Annotated in this window: 11 protein-coding genes and 1 rRNA gene; 3 read left to right on the top strand and 9 right to left on the bottom strand. The window is 70.8% G+C overall.

What is annotated here, in order from left to right; genetic code table 11:
* Positions 1–19: 19 nt before the first annotated feature.
* Complete coding sequence (gene secA / locus RM609_RS32235) at positions 20–2,839, bottom strand: preprotein translocase subunit SecA (protein WP_311615841.1); 2,820 nt, start codon at positions 2,837–2,839, stop codon at positions 20–22.
* Between the two features lie 226 nt (positions 2,840–3,065).
* Between secA and RM609_RS32240 the strand changes: the two genes are divergently transcribed.
* Together RM609_RS32240 and RM609_RS32245 are read left to right on the top strand one after the other, a co-directional pair.
* A complete protein-coding gene (locus RM609_RS32240; protein ID WP_311615843.1) occupies positions 3,066–3,659 on the top strand; it encodes a GNAT family N-acetyltransferase in 594 nt (197 codons plus the stop codon).
* A gap of 13 nt (positions 3,660–3,672) precedes the next feature.
* Positions 3,673–4,926: a winged helix-turn-helix domain-containing protein gene (locus RM609_RS32245; protein WP_311615845.1), complete on the top strand. Its 1,254-nt coding sequence runs from the start codon at positions 3,673–3,675 to the stop codon at positions 4,924–4,926.
* Between the two features lie 57 nt (positions 4,927–4,983).
* Here RM609_RS32245 and RM609_RS32250 read toward each other — a convergent pair whose 3' ends face one another.
* From RM609_RS32250 to mtnA, 7 genes are all read right to left on the bottom strand, one after another.
* Positions 4,984–5,727: a response regulator gene (locus tag RM609_RS32250; RefSeq protein WP_311615847.1), complete on the bottom strand. Its 744-nt coding sequence runs from the start codon at positions 5,725–5,727 to the stop codon at positions 4,984–4,986.
* A gap of 248 nt (positions 5,728–5,975) precedes the next feature.
* Positions 5,976–6,662, bottom strand: a complete 687-nt coding sequence (hpf, locus tag RM609_RS32255) for a ribosome hibernation-promoting factor, HPF/YfiA family (RefSeq protein WP_311615849.1) — start codon at positions 6,660–6,662, stop codon at positions 5,976–5,978.
* A 338-nt stretch (positions 6,663–7,000) separates the two neighbouring features.
* Positions 7,001–7,726, bottom strand: a complete 726-nt coding sequence (locus RM609_RS32260; RefSeq protein ID WP_311615852.1) for a ComF family protein — start codon at positions 7,724–7,726, stop codon at positions 7,001–7,003.
* A 150-nt stretch (positions 7,727–7,876) separates the two neighbouring features.
* A complete protein-coding gene (locus RM609_RS32265) occupies positions 7,877–9,718 on the bottom strand; it encodes an LpqB family beta-propeller domain-containing protein (RefSeq protein ID WP_311615854.1) in 1,842 nt (613 codons plus the stop codon).
* Complete coding sequence (gene mtrB / locus RM609_RS32270; protein WP_311615856.1) at positions 9,702–11,765, bottom strand: MtrAB system histidine kinase MtrB; 2,064 nt, start codon at positions 11,763–11,765, stop codon at positions 9,702–9,704. Before mtrB ends, RM609_RS32265 begins: the two co-directional genes overlap by 17 nt.
* A gap of 1 nt (position 11,766) precedes the next feature.
* Complete coding sequence (mtrA, locus tag RM609_RS32275; RefSeq protein ID WP_126914414.1) at positions 11,767–12,444, bottom strand: two-component system response regulator MtrA; 678 nt, start codon at positions 12,442–12,444, stop codon at positions 11,767–11,769.
* Positions 12,441–13,568 (bottom strand): S-methyl-5-thioribose-1-phosphate isomerase, encoded by a 1,128-nt coding sequence (gene mtnA / locus RM609_RS32280; protein ID WP_311615858.1) that lies wholly within the window; start codon positions 13,566–13,568, stop codon positions 12,441–12,443. The genes mtrA and mtnA overlap by 4 nt, the downstream gene beginning before the upstream one ends.
* Positions 13,569–13,674: 106 nt before the next feature.
* On the opposite strand from mtnA, the gene RM609_RS32285 reads away from it, so the two are divergent.
* Positions 13,675–14,865: a DUF7847 domain-containing protein gene (locus tag RM609_RS32285; RefSeq protein ID WP_311615859.1), complete on the top strand. Its 1,191-nt coding sequence runs from the start codon at positions 13,675–13,677 to the stop codon at positions 14,863–14,865.
* A gap of 173 nt (positions 14,866–15,038) precedes the next feature.
* Here RM609_RS32285 and rrf read toward each other — a convergent pair.
* Positions 15,039–15,113 (bottom strand): 5S ribosomal RNA (gene rrf, locus RM609_RS32290); the annotation flags it as partial.

Below are 15,113 nucleotides of genomic sequence, written 5' to 3' on the forward strand. Positions count from 1 at the left end.
AACAGGCCCTCGCGCGCCGTTACTTCTTGCGGCGGCGGCCGGCGGCGCCGCGCTGGGCCTTGCGGCGCTCGGCGCGGGTCATGCCGTCCGCCTCGGAGCGGTACTCGGTCATCTCGTCACCCGTGAGGTCACGCTCGTCGAGACCGGCCTCGCCGTCCACCGTGGGGGCGGAGAAGTGCAGCCGGTCGGGGCGCTGCGGGGCGTCCAGGCCCTTCGCGCGGATCTCCGGGCGGGCGGCGGGCACGGTGTCCTGGCTCTTCTCCAGGGACGGCGCCTCGCGCTGCTCGACGGGGACCTCTTCGAGCTGCTGGTCGACCTGGACCTCCAGGTTGAACAGGTAGCCGACCGACTCCTCCTTGATGCCCTCCATCATCGCGGTGAACATGTCGAAGCCCTCGCGCTGGTACTCGACCAGGGGGTCCTTCTGGGCCATGGCCCGCAGGCCGATGCCCTCCTGGAGGTAGTCCATCTCGTAGAGGTGCTCGCGCCACTTGCGGTCCAGGACGGACAGCACGACGCGGCGCTCCAGCTCACGCATGATGTCGGAGCCGAGGTGCTCCTCGCGGGCGGCGTACTGCTCGTGGATGTCGTCCTTGACGGACTCGGCGATGAACTCGGCGGTGATGCCCGCGCGGTCGCCCGCCGCGTCCTCCAGCTCCTCGATGGTGACCTTGACCGGGTAGAGCTGCTTGAAGGCGCCCCACAGCCGTTCCAGGTCCCACTCCTCGGCGAAGCCCTCGACGGTCTCCTGGCGGATGTAGTCGTCGATGGTGTCGTCCATGAAGTGCGCCACCTGCTCGTGGAGGTCCTCGCCCTCCAGGACGCGACGGCGCTCGGCGTAGATGACCTCGCGCTGGCGGTTGAGCACCTCGTCGTACTTCAGGACGTTCTTACGGGTCTCGAAGTTCTGCTGCTCGACCTGCGACTGGGCGGAGGCGATGGCCCGGGTGACCATCTTGTTCTCGATCGGCACATCGTCGGGGACGTTGGCCATGGCCATCACGCGCTCGACCATCTGGGCCTTGAACAGGCGCATCAGGTCGTCGCCCAGCGACAGGTAGAAGCGGGACTCGCCCGGGTCGCCCTGACGGCCGGAGCGGCCGCGCAGCTGGTTGTCGATACGGCGCGACTCATGGCGCTCGGTGCCGAGGACGTAGAGCCCGCCGAGGCTCTTGACCTCCTCGAACTCGGCCTTGACCGCGGCCTCGGCCTTCTCCAGGGCGGCGGGCAGCGCGGCCGCCCACTCGTCGATGTGCTCCTCCGGGTCGAGGCCGCGCTGGCGCAGCTCCGCCTCGGCGAGGTCGTCGGGGTTGCCGCCGAGCTTGATGTCCGTACCGCGGCCGGCCATGTTGGTGGCGACGGTGACGGCGCCCTTGCGGCCCGCCTGGGCGACGATCTGGGCCTCGCGCTCGTGGTGCTTGGCGTTGAGGACCTCGTGCGGGATGCCGCGCTTGGACAGCTGCTGCGAGAGGTACTCCGACTTCTCGACCGAGGTCGTGCCGACCAGGATCGGCTGGCCCTTCTCGTGCTTCTCGGCGATGTCCTCGACGACGGCGGCGAACTTCGCGACCTCGGTGCGGTAGATCAGGTCCGACTGGTCCATGCGCTGCATCGGACGGTTCGTCGGGATCGGCACCACGCCGAGCTTGTAGATCTGGTGGAACTCGGCGGCCTCGGTCATGGCCGTACCGGTCATACCGGACAGCTTGGAGTAGAGGCGGAAGAAGTTCTGGAGGGTGATCGTGGCGAGCGTCTGGTTCTCGTCCTTGATGTCCACCCCTTCCTTCGCCTCGATCGCCTGGTGCATGCCCTCGTTGTAGCGGCGGCCGGCGAGGATACGGCCGGTGTGCTCGTCGACGATCATGACTTCGCCGTCCATGACGACGTAGTCCTTGTCCTTCTTGAACAGTTCCTTCGCCTTGATGGCGTTGTTCAGATAGCCGACGAGGGGGGTGTTGACCGACTCGTAGAGGTTGTCGATGCCCAGCCAGTCCTCGACCTTGCTCACGCCGGCCTCGTGGATGGCGACCGTGCGCTTCTTCTCGTCGACGTCGTAGTCGCCGGTCTCCTCGACGCCCTTCTGCGGGTTCGCCGGCTCGCCCTTGGTCAGGCGGGTGACGAGCTTGGCGAAGTCGCCGTACCACTTCGTGGCCTGGTCGGCCGGACCGGAGATGATCAGCGGCGTACGGGCCTCGTCGACCAGGATGGAGTCGACCTCGTCGACCACGGCGAAGTTGTGCCCGCGCTGGACCAGCTCGTCCTGGGACCACGCCATGTTGTCGCGCAGGTAGTCGAAGCCGAACTCGTTGTTCGTGCCGTACGTGATGTCGCAGCCGTACTGCTCGCGACGCTGCGCCGGGGTCATGTTGGCGAGGATGCAGCCGACCGACAGGCCCAGGAACTTGTGCACCCGGCCCATCAACTCCGAGTCGCGCTCCGCCAGGTAGTCGTTCACCGTGATCAGGTGGACGCCCTTGCCCGACAGCGCGTTCAGGTACGTCGGGAGGGTGCCGACGAGGGTCTTGCCCTCACCGGTCTTCATCTCCGCGACATAGCCCAGGTGCAGCGCGGCGCCGCCCATGAGCTGGACGTCGTAGTGCCGCTGGCCCAGGACGCGCTTGGCGGCCTCGCGGACGGTCGCGAAGGCCTCGGGCAGCAGGTCGTCCAGGCTCTCGCCGTCGGCGTACCGCTGCTTGTACTCCTCGGTCAGGGCGCGCAGCTCAGCGTCGGAGAGGTGCAGGAAGTCCTCTTCGATGGAATTGACCTGGTCCGCGATGCGGTGCAGCTTGCGCAGGATCTTGCCTTCTCCTGCACGCATGATCTTGCCGAAGACGGACACGTAGGCTGGCTCCTTGCCGGTCGGGCCTGGGCACGGTGGGGTGCGCGGGCACGACGGGGCAGTCCCCGCCGCAACGGCCATCGTAAGCGAGGACCCCACCACGCCGGGAGGTCCGTCATCACCGAGGCCGGGTGTCACCCACTGTGAGAACGAACGGCAGTCCCGGAAGGTGCCGGAGCGGCGAAATTCGGACACGTCCGAAGCGCCCCGAACCTAGACTCCGCCCATGGAGCCCATACATCTGACCACCGAACGCCTGCTGCTGCGCCCGTTCACCTCGTCGGACGTACCCGCCGTGCACGCGGCCTGCCAGGACCCGGACATTCCGCGCTACACCAGCGTGCCCTCCCCCTACACGCCGGAGGACGCCCGCGCGTTCGTCGAGGCGAAGTGCCCGGACGGCTGGCGCGATGACTCCATGTACACGTTCGGTCTCTTCTCCCGCGAGGACGCCCGCCTGATCGGCTCCATGTGCCTGGTGCGGCTCGCCGAGCTGCGCACCCCCGAGCGCCAGGCCGAGCTCGGCTACTGGACCGCCAAGGAGGCCCGCGGCCACGGTTACACCGTGGAGGCCGCGCGCGAGGTGATCCGCTGGGCCTTCGAGGACCTGGGCGTCGAGCGCCTGGAGTGGTACGCGGAGGCGGGCAACGAGGGCTCGCGCGCCGTCGCCCTGAAGGCGGGGTTCCGGATGGAGGGCACCATGCGCTCGAAGATCGTCTACAACGGCACCCGCCGTGACGCCTGGGTCGGCTCGCTGCTCCCCTCGGACCTCGGCCGGCCGACCCACACCCCCTACCTGCCGTTTCCCGAGCGCGGCTGATCATCACCGGGCGATGTCAGTGGTCCCCTCTAGGGTGATCGGCATGACAACTGCCGCCACCGTCAAGGCCGGTACGTCCGGCGCACGCCCTTCCGGGAACTACGGGGACGCCGTCCGGCTCTCCGCCGACGAGGCGCGCCGGGTGGCCCTCCGCGCGCAGGGCCTGCTCGGCACGCCCGACCGGAAGGGGGGCGTCCGGGGGGTACTGCGCCGGCTGGGCGCGGTCCAGCTGGACACGATCTCGGTGCTCGCCCGCTCGCACGAGCTGGTGCCCTACGCCCGGCTGGGCGCCGTCGGGCGCGATGCGGTCGAGGAGGCGTACTGGAGCGGGGACGCCGAGACGGGGGCCTTCGAGTACTGGTCGCACGCGGCGTGCGTACTGCCGATCGAGGAGTGGCCGCTGTTCGCCTTCCGCCGCCGGGCCATGCGGGAGCGCGGCCACCGCTGGCACATCATGGCGGACGCCGACCGTTCCTGCGCGGCCGTCCGGGACCGGCTCAGGGCCGAGGGCCCCCTGACGGCCACGGATCTGGGCGGCGCCAAGAACGGCGGCGAGTGGTACGACTGGTCCGAGACGAAGATCGCGGTGGAGTGGCTGCTGGACACCGGTGAGGTGGTCTGCACCCGCCGGCGCGGCTGGAAGCGGGTCTACGACCTGGCCGAGCGCGCCGTGCCGGACGCCCTCTTCCACGACGATCTGGACGACGCCGAGTGCATGCGGCGGCTGGTGGCCCAGGCGGGCGCGGCGATGGGTGTGGCGACGCGCGCGGACCTGGCGGACTACCACCGGCTCAAGGGCGATCAGGTCGACGCGGTCATCGGCGGTACGGGGCTGGTGCCGGTCGAGGTGGCGGGCTGGGACAAGCCGGCGTGGGCGGACCCGGCTGCGCTGGCCGAGGAGCCCCGGGGCCGGCACCGTACGACGCTGCTCTCGCCGTTCGACTCGCTGATCTGGGACCGGCCGCGCACGGAGCGGATATTCGGCTTCACCCACCGGCTGGAGGCGTATGTGCCCAAGGCCAGGCGTGTCCACGGCTATTTCGCGATGCCGCTGCTGACGGGCGGCCGGCTGGCGGGCCGGGTGGATCCGGCGCGCGAGGGCCGGACGCTGGTGGCCCGGCAGGTGTCGCTCGAGGGCCCCAGGGCCGTCGAGCCCATGGCCCGGGCGCTGTGGGAGGCGGCCGAGTGGGTGGGCTGCGACAGCGTGCGCGTCGAGCGCTGCGACGACGCGAAGCTGGCCGCCGCCCTGGTGGACGCCCTCGGCTGAGCCCCGCGACGGCCCGGCGGGCGGGTGGGCGTCGGGCGGCAGGCAGCGGACGGCGGCTCAGCGGATCTCGAGGATCTTCTCCCGCATCGCGTAGACGACCGCTTCCATCCTGGAGTGCAGCTGGAGCTTCTCCAGGATGTTGCGGACGTGGTTCTTGACGGTGTTCTCGCTGATGAACAACTCCTTGGCGATGTCGCGGTTGTTCATCCCGGTGGCGACGAGCTTGAGGACCTCCAGCTCGCGGTCGGTGAGCCGGGGGGCGGGCACCAGCCTGCGCTCGTCGGTGCGCTGGATCATCGACTTGAACTCGGTCAGGAGCTTGGAGGCCATCGACGGGCTGATCTGGGACTGGCCGTCGGCGACCGCCCGGATGGCCGTCGCCACCTCGTCGGTGGAGATCTCCTTGAGGAGGTAGCCGGTCGCCCCGGCCTTGATGGCGTCGTAGAGGTCGGCTTCCTCGTCGCTGATCGTCAGCATGATGATCTTCGCGCTGGGAGCCACCTCCTTGATGGAGGTGCAGGCCTCGATGCCGCCGCGCTTGGGCATCCGGACGTCCATGAGGACGATGTCGGGCAGCAGGTCGGCCGCCTTGTCCACCGCCTCCGCGCCGTCCCCGGCCTCGCCGACGACCTCGATGTCCTCCTCGTGCTTGAGGACGATCTCCAGCCCCCTGCGGAAGAGCGCGTGGTCGTCCACGACGAGGACCCTGATCGGCTCCCTCCGCGTGGCGCCCCGCCCGTCCCGGGCGCCTTCCTCGTCGTCCTCGTCGGTCCCGATCACGGGCCCGAACCTGTCCGCCATCGTTCCTCCCCCTGAAGGCCATGGCCCGTCGCGGTCACTCGGTCCCGGTGCCGCCCCAATCGGCTCCGGCGGACCGGTGGTTGGTCCGGGCCATGATTTCATGCCGGACCGCCGGACGGTGCCTCCCCGGCCGCGGAGGTGGCGCGGCGCACAAGCGGTGCCCCGGGAGCGCGCCGGGCGCTCCGGGGCACCGTCACCGGTCCGCGGCTCACGGGGCCCGGCCGCGACGTACGGCCGGGCCGCACGGGTCAGCCGCCGAGCTCTCCGCCCGCTCCTCCGGGCTCTCCGCTGTAGAAGGGGTCGCTGTTCAGGCGGATGACGCCGTAGTCGTAGGCGTGCCGCCGGTAGACGACACTGGGCATCTTGGTCTCGGAGTCGACGAACAGATAGAAGTCATGGCCGACCAACTCCATTTCGTACAGCGCCTGGTCGAGCGCCATGGGGGCCGCGGAGTGGGTCTTCTCGCGGACCACCAGGGGGCCTTCTCCCCGGATCTCCAGTGGTCCCATGTGGGTGACGGGCACCTCGCCCGTCCCCTGCTCCGCGACGAGTTCACCGCTGTCGTTGAGCTCTGCGGCGCCGATGACGGCGCCGACGTCGCTCGCCGGGACGCGTCCGTTGCCCCGACGGGAATGACGCTTGTCGTGCTGCTTGCGCAGCCGTGCCTCGAGCTTGCTCGTGGCCAGATCGAGCGCGGCATAGGGATCCGTCGCTGCGGCCTCCGCCCGGATGACCGGTCCACGGGAGATCACCGTGATCTCCACTCGGTCGGAGCGGTCGGCCTGCCTCGGGTTGGGCTCCTTGGACACCTCCACGTCGAGGCGAATCACCTTGCCGTCCAGCTTCTGGACCTTCTCCAGCTTCAGCTTCTCGGCCACGTGCTTGCGAAACCGCTCGGGCACCTCTGTCTTGCGGCCCTTGACGACGATGTCCACGCAGAACTCCGTTCCCGGATCGCTCCGCCGAAGGTTGCGGAGCGCATCCCTCTTGCATCAGGCCCCGGGGGTTCCGGAGCCACCGACTAAGCGGTTTTCACCTCCTCCTCCCCCGTCGGCGAGATCTACACCCCACCCGGCCTCAAGGCTCCACGGGCTTCCTACAAGCTTCCGCCCAGGCGTACAAAGCACGCCAATCGGAGATATCAGGCATAGATCCTGCCCTTCCTCACAACCGAACATATCTCGCTCGGAAGCCCGTCGGTACCCCCTATCGCGACGTACCTCCGTTCAGGTGTTTTCCGGCCGTTTCCCTCAGCAACGTGGGGCGTTCTCCGTCAGTTCCGGTTGTTTCCGAAAGCTCTCGGGGCAGCCGCGATCACCGCGGCGGCCATGACCCGGCCGTCGCCGACCGTCACCGCGCGGGCCGCCTCCGCCAGCGAGGCTCCGGTCGTCATGAGGTCGTCCACCAGCACCACCGGACCTCCCGGTCCCCACAGCCGCTCCGCTCCCCGGGCGGCCTCCATCGCCCCCGCCACATTCGCCGCGCGCCCCCGGGCGTCCAGGCCCGACTGGTCGAGGACGGGCCGCCGCAACCGCAGCACCGCCGCCACCCGCGCGGGCACCCCGGAACCGCGCAGCGCCCGGGCCGCCGCCAGCGCCACCCGCCGCCCGGCGTCATGCCCCCGCCCGGCCACCGCCGACCGCGCGGAAGGCACCGGCACGAGCAATAACGGGCCGCTCCAGCCCCGTACGTCCCAACCCGCACCAGGACGACCGGCCGCCTCCACCGCGCCCGCCAGCGCGGCGCCCAGCGGCTCGGCCAGCGCGAGCCCGCCCCGCTCCTTGTGCGCGATCAGCGCCGAGCGCACCCCGCCCTCGTACCGGGCGGAGGCGTACACACGCGGCAGCCCGGGCGGGACCGGATCGGGCCGCACCCGCCGCGCCCGCCGCCCGCCCAGCTCCCCACGACATCCCTCGCACAGCACGGACCGCGGCAGCCCGCACCCCGCGCAGTCCACCGGCGCCACCAGGCCGGCGAGTTCCCGCCACCACCCGCGCATGACTCCACTGTCGCGCGCGGCCCCGGAAGCCGCCACCCCTGTGGATAACCCGCGGCATCCCCGCGAAACGGCCCCTGGCCTGCGCGAACGCGCCGCTCACCGCCCCGCCCGCGCCGACCGTCCCCGGTCGCCACGGGACGCCACCGGCCGTCACCCCGGGTAGACCGGAGCCGTACCTTCCTTGCCCACCAGCTTCCAGTTGGTGTCCGGCAACAGCCGTACGACCCCGCCGTCGCCCTCCGCGACCAGCGCCTGAGCCTTGCCCGGGTTCTCCGAGGCGGCCACGCCCCGCACCCCCGTGATCCCCGGCAGCCCGGAGGCGTTGGCCTGCGAGCCGTCGGTCTCGACGTACTGGAGCTGCTGGAGCCCGCCCTGCTCGTTGCCGGCCACCAGCAGCCGGCTCGCGCCCGCCCACGAGACGGCGTTGACGTCCACCAGCCGGGGCGCCACGTTCCGCAGCTCCTGCACCGACAGGCCGGTACGGCCCGCGCCGCCCCGCCGCTCGACCCTGCCGAGCCGCAGCACCGTGTGGTCGCCCTTCGTCACCAGCAGCGCGATGCGCACACCGTCCGCGGCGATCCGCAACCCCGTGATCCGTCCGCCGTCCAGCCCGGGCACCTGGATCTCCTCGGGAGCGCCCGTGCCCCCGGGCAGCCGCAGCAGCCTCGGCCTGTCCGCGTCCTGGTCCGCGACCCACAGGTCGCCCAGACCGTCCCAGCTCGGCGCGGTCAGCCCCGCCCTGGCGCCCGTACCGCCGCGCACGGTCAGCCGGGCCTCGCCCAGCGGCGCGCCCGCCTGGAGGGGAGCGACGTACAGCGCCTGCCCAGTGGCCGACACGCCCGCCGCACGGCGCTCCGCGCGGTCCACCGCCACCGAGCGCAGCGGGGCCGAACCGTCCGCGCCCAGCGGACCGGCGACCCGGCGCGCCTCGTCGTCGCCGTCGGCCAGGCTCACCATCCGGTGCTGGCCGTCGACGAAGTACTGCCGGTCCGGCCGCCCGGAGGTCAGGTCGGGCGCGTAATAGCGCGCCTGCTCCTTGCCGAGCACGCACAGCCTGGAGCCGTCCTTGCGCTGGAGCGTCACATCGGTGACCTTGGCCGACTCCTGCACGGTGTACAGAAGCTGCGCGGCCATCCGCAGGCACTGGTCCTGATTGGCGCCGGCGACCTTGTCGTTCAGCCGCACCTTCAGGCCGTTGGAGTCGTCCAGGGACAGCCGCTGGTCCTCCAGCCGCGTCCCCGTGGGGAATGCCGTGGCGGCGACCGGGTCCAGCCATGACGTCGGCCCGTCCAGCAGCGCGTTCACCGTCGACGTCACCGGGTCTATCCGCTTGCGCAGATAGACGGGGTCGGCGACGAGCACCTCGCGCGACTTCCCCGCGCCGCTCGCGCTCTGCCCCAACTCGGCAAAGTAGTACTTATTGACCGAACGGTAGATGCGCTGGAAGTCGGAGACCCCGAGCACCAGACCCGGGTCCACACCAGCGATACGCCACTGGCCGTCCTCGCGCGCCAGCGTCAACTGGGACTTGTACTCGCCCTCGTCCGGCTTGTACGCGTGCTTGGCGTCCACCGTCGCCACCCGCCGGCCCGTCAGCGTCACGGTGTAGCCGGGCTCACGGTCACCGCCGGTGCGCTCCACCCGCACCTGGGGCGTCTGCGACAGCACCGTCGTGGACGCCGACGGATCCCAGCGGCCCTGCACGCTCTTCGCCAGATACTGCCGGGCCGTCTCGTAGTCCGTGTCGTCGCTGGTCGTCGCCTCCAGGAAGCCCATGACGAGCTCCAGCGGCTGCTCGTTCTTGCGCGGCGGCACACCGTAGACGCGCACCTGCGCGTCGGCGTCGGCGCGCTGCTGCGGGGAGTCGACCGATTTCACCTCGCCGCCGTCGGGCATCGACGCGCAGCCGGCCAGCAGCGCACCGCTGACCAGCACGACGCCCGCGCCCGCGAACCGTCGCCCGCCGCCGGTTCCCCTACGCCTGACCGTCACGGTCGCCTCCGGTCCCGCTTCCGCCGCCCGTGGCCTCGCGACCGTCCCGGGCGTCTGCCCGACGGGTCGTCGTGTCACCGGCACGGTCACCACTCTTCTCACCACAGAGCGCCCCACCGGGACGCGTCACCACTCGCGCGCCGCTGCCCGGCAGCGCGGTGGGATCGGCCGTGGCACGTACATTTCTGCTCTGCGCCGGTACGGGCGCTCCCGCGCCCGCCACGGGCGCGGCGCGCCCCGGCAGCGCCGGCGGCTGCCCGGACCCGGTCATCCCGCGGTTGCGCCGCGAGTCCTCCGGCTCCAGCGGAATCGGCGACCCGCGCAGGGGCTCGCCCGCCGTGCGCGGCAGCGTCAGCCGGAACTGCGAACCGCCGCCCGGCTCGCCCCACGCCTGGAGCCAGCCGCCGTGCAGCCGCGCGTCCTCCACCGCGATGGACAGGCCCAGGCCCGTACCACCGGTCGTCCTCGCACGGGCGGGATCGGCCCGCCAGAAGCGGTTGAACACCCGGGCCGCCTCGCCGGGCTTGAGTCCCACGCCGTAGTCGCGTACCGCGACCGCGACCGCGCCCCCGGCCACTCCCAGCCGGACGACCACGTCCCGGCCCTCGCCGTGTTCCACGGCGTTGACCACGAGATTGCGCAGCACCCGCTCCACACGACGGGCGTCCGCCTCGGCGATGACGGGCTGCTCGGCGCCACGCACCAGCAGCCGGCTGCCCTTGCGGTCGGCGAGCGGCAGAGCACCCTCCACCACCCGGTTCACCACGTCGCGCAAATCGATCGGCTCGGCCTCCAGCGCCGCCGCGCCCGCGTCGAACCGGCTGATCTCCAGCAGGTCCGCCAGCAGCGACTCGAACCGGTCCAGTTGCCCGAACAGCAGCTCGGCCGAGCGCGCGGTCACCGGATCGAAGCCGTCGCGCGCCTCATGGATGACGTCGGCCGCCATCCGTACGGTCGTCAGCGGCGTCCTCAGCTCGTGCGAGACGTCCGAGACGAACCGTCGCTGCATCCGCGAGAGCTCCTCCAGCTGCTGGATCTTCACCTGGAGGGTCTGTGCCATCTTGTTGAAGGCCTCACCCAGACGCGCGATGTCGTCCTCACCGGTGACCTTCATCCGTTCCTGGAGCACACCCGCCGCGAGCCGCTCGGAGATGCTGGCGGCCATCCGCACGGGCGTGACGATCTGCCGCACCACCAGCCAGGCGATGGCGCCCAGCAGCACCACCACGAACACCCCGGCCGTGGCCAGCGTCGTCTTCACCAGACTGAGCGACTTCTCCTCCTGCGTGAACGGGAAGAGGTAGTACAGCTGGTACGGCTTGCCGTTGACGTCGTAGAGCCGCTTGCCGACGATCAGCGCCGGCTCGCCCTCGTCGGAGGAGCTCCGCTTGATCGTCCCGGGCTTCTCGAACGTGCCCGTCCGGCTGTCCAGCTGCCTGCGCAGATCCGCCGGGACACTGCGCTCCGGGTCGATGTCCCCGGAGGCCCGCGGCCCCCGCGTCCCGCCCACATAGGTCGTGTCGCCGTCACCCGCGCTGAGCGCCACCACGTGGTAGACGCCCTGCCCGCCGCTGGCGAGCTGCTGCACCAGGGCCGTCAGCCAGGCCCCGGAGTCGGGCGTGCCCCGGCCACCGGACTGGGCGCCGTCCTGACCGTGATCGGCACCGGCGGCGTCCGCGGCGTCGCGCGCCGCCTTGAAACCGCCCTCGGCCTGGCTCTGCGAGGCGTGCTTCTTGGCGTCCAGCAGACCGTTGCGCACCTGCCCGATGACGACCACGCCGAGCAGCAGCACCACACCCAGCGACATCAGCAGGGTGGTCGCCACCACCCGCAGCTGGATATTGCGCCGCCACAGCCGCATCGCGGGCAGCAGTGGCCGGCGCACCCAGCGCGCGTACAGACGCAGCAGCGGGTGGACCGGCGCCGAGCCCGCGCCGTCGGACAGCAGCCTGCCCGCACGCCAGAGACGCCGGAGGAGCGATATGCCCCCACCCGCGTCCACGGGCCGCCCCGCGTCCCGCTCCGGAGCGGCACCGTCACCCTGCATGTCAGCTGGGTCCGGCCTTGTAGCCCACACCACGGACGGTCACCACGATCTCCGGCCGCTCGGGGTCCTTCTCGACCTTCGAGCGAAGCCGCTGGACATGCACATTCACCAGCCGCGTGTCGGCGGCGTGGCGATAACCCCAGACCTGCTCAAGGAGCACCTCACGGGTGAAGACCTGCCACGGCTTGCGTGCCAGCGCCACCAGCAGATCGAACTCGAGCGGCGTCAGCGCGATCGACTGACCGTCGCGCTTCACCGAGTGCCCGGCGACATCGATGATCAGATCACCGATGGTCAGCTGCTCCGGCGCGGGCTCCTCCGACCGGCGCAGCCGCGCCCGGATACGGGCCACCAGCTCCTTGGGCTTGAACGGCTTGACGATGTAGTCGTCCGCGCCGGACTCCAGCCCGACGACCACGTCGACGGTGTCGCTCTTGGCCGTCAGCATCACGATCGGCACCCCCGACTCGGCGCGGATCAGCCTGCACACCTCAATGCCATCACGGCCCGGCAGCATCAGATCCAGCAATACAAGATCAGGTTTGGCCTCACGAAATGCAGCGAGCGCCTTGTCGCCGTCCGCTACGAACGACGGCTCGAAACCTTCACCACGAAGCACAATTCCGAGCATCTCGGCCAGTGCAGTGTCGTCATCGACGACAAGGACGCGTCCCTTCATATCGACATCATCCCATTACCCGATCGTGACCTGGCACACAGCTCTGCCAAACCCGCCTCCGTCACGGGTGAAACAACCCCGTTTTCCGTGACAATGGCGGTCACCAACTCCGGCGGTGTGATATCGAACGCAGGGTTGTGGGCCTGCGTACCCAAGGGTGCCACCGGGTTTCCGGAGGCACTTCCCGGGAACTCCGTCACCTCGTACCCGGGCCGCTGCTCCACCTCGATCGCGGCACCGTCGGCCGTCCCGAGATCGACCGTCGTGGTCGGCGCGACGACGACGAACGGCACATGGTGATAGCGGGCGAGGACCGCCAGCGGGTAGCTGCCCACCTTGTTGGCCACCGACCCGTCCGCCGCTATCCGGTCAGCGCCGATCAGCACGGCGTCGACCTCGCCCGCCGAGAACAGCGAACCCGCCGCGTTGTCCGCGAGCAGCGTGTACGGCATACCGGCCCGAGCGGCCTCGTACGCGGTCAGACGGGCCCCCTGGAGCAACGGACGCGTCTCGTCCACCCACAGCCGCCGCAGCTCCCGGATCCGGTGCGCCGCGCCCGCCACCGCGAAGGCGGTGCCCTCGCCCCCGGAGACCAGGGCGCCCGTGTTGCAGTGGGTCAGAAGGCGGTACCCGCCACCGGGCAGCAGCTCCTCGAGCAGCGCCAGGCCGTGCGCCGCCATACGGGCGCTGGCGTCGGCGTCCTCCCGGTGCAGGGCACGGGCCTCCGCGAGCGCGGCAGCGGCCGCCTGGGAGCCGTCCACGCCGCTTCCGGCGGCCGAGCGGTACGCCGCCAGCGCGCGCCGCACCCCATAGCCGAGGTTCACGGCTGTCGGACGGGCGTGGGCGAGCATTTCGGCGGCCTCCTCCACGTCGAAGCCGCGCACGGCCGCGAGAGCGAGGCCATAGGCGCCCGCGACGCCGAGGAGCGGGGCGCCGCGCACGGCGAGCGTGTGTATCGCCTCGACCAGCGCGGGGACGTCGGTACAGACCAGCTCGATCTCTTCCGTGGGCAGCCTCCGCTGGTCGAGGAGGACGATCACGGGTCCCTCGGGCGGCTCCTCCCAGCGCAGGGCCGGGACGGAGGATCCGGTGCCGGACGCGGGTGCCGCGTACTGATCAGCCATTGGTCCAGTCTGCCCCGCGCACACCAACTATTGAAGGCCTCCCCTGGCGGCCTCCCCCTTACGAGCCCCTCGGGCGCTTGCCGCCTCGCACGCGCTTACTGACACGATGGCTGACCGGAACCGCTCGGACGGGCCGCTGGACGGCGAACACGGGCATCAGAGGGAGTTACAGGAGCTACAGAGAATGAACGACTCTCCGGACCGCACCCCGCAGGGCTGGGGCCGCGCCCGTGCCAACAGCGGAAGCGGCGACGGCAATGGCGGCGGGGACGGGGGCAACAGCGGCGGCTGGGGCGGTGGAGGCGGCTGGGGCAGCCAACAGTGGAGCCCGCCGCCTCCACCGGCCCCTCAGCCCGGCGTCGTGCCCCTGCGGCCCCTGGGCGTGGGCGAGATCCTGGACGGCGCGGTCACCACGACGCGCCGGTACTGGCGAACGGTCCTCGGGATCTCCGCGGCCGTCGCCCTCGGTACCCAGGCGGCAGGGACCACGGTAACGGGGCTGTGGTTCCGCGACGTTACGGGCCTGAGCAAGCTCTCCGACCCGGAAACGGCCGACCTTCACGAGGTGCTGGACGCCTTCGGCAAGTCCCTGGGCAGTCTGACCGTCGCCTCACTGGCCGGGCTGGTCGGCTCGATCATCGCGAGCGCCATGCTGACGATCGTCGTCAGCCGCGCCGTGCTGGGCCGGCCCGCGTCGGTGGGCGACGCCTGGCGGGACGCCCGCCCCCGGCTGCTCGCCCTGACGGGGCTGTTCCTGCTGCTGCCCGTGCTCATCACCGCGGCCTTCGCGGTCTGCCTGGCCCCGGGGCTGGCGGTCGCCGCGGCTTCCGGCGCCGGACTTTCCGGTGATCTGAACGGTGGCGGTGCGGGCCTGCTGCTTCTCGGCGGGTTCGCCGGCATGGTGGCGGCGGCCTGGCTCTGGGTCCGCTACAGCCTTGCCGCGCCGGCGCTCATGCTCGAAAAGCAGGGTGTGATCACGGCTCTGCGTCGTTCGGCGAAGCTTGTACGGGGATCGGGCTGGCGGATCTTTGGAATACAGGTCCTGGCCGCCTTTATCGTTTTCATGATCGGTTCAATGGCTCAGATACCGACGAGCCTCATTGACGGCATCGTGACCGGTGAATCCACCATGGATCATTTGACGTGGACGTCTTTGATCATCAATGGCATGGGTGCGGTGATCGGCTCCGCGGTGGCACTTCCGATCACTGCCGGCGTGACCGCGCTGCTGTATATGGATCAGCGGATCCGTCGCGAGTCCCTTGATATAGAGCTCGCGCGTGCGGCGGGTATGTGACCGGGTAGTTCTGCTGTTCAGTTCTGCTGTTCAGTTCTGCTTCGGGCCGGCGTCCTGAGGATGCCGGCCCAGGCAGGGCGGGGCGGGGCGGGGCGGGGCGGGCAGAACCAACTTGGCCGTAAACGCAAGAAAGCCCCGGCAGGTATCCCCTGCCAGGGCTTTCTCCAAAAGAAGTTCGGCGGCGTCCTACTCTCCCACAGGGTCCCCCCTGCAGTACCATCGGCGCTGAAAGGCTTAGCTTCCGGGTT

Origin of the sequence: Streptomyces hesseae (genome assembly GCF_031845785.1) — a bacterium.
GTDB lineage: Bacteria > Actinomycetota > Actinomycetes > Streptomycetales > Streptomycetaceae > Streptomyces > Streptomyces hesseae.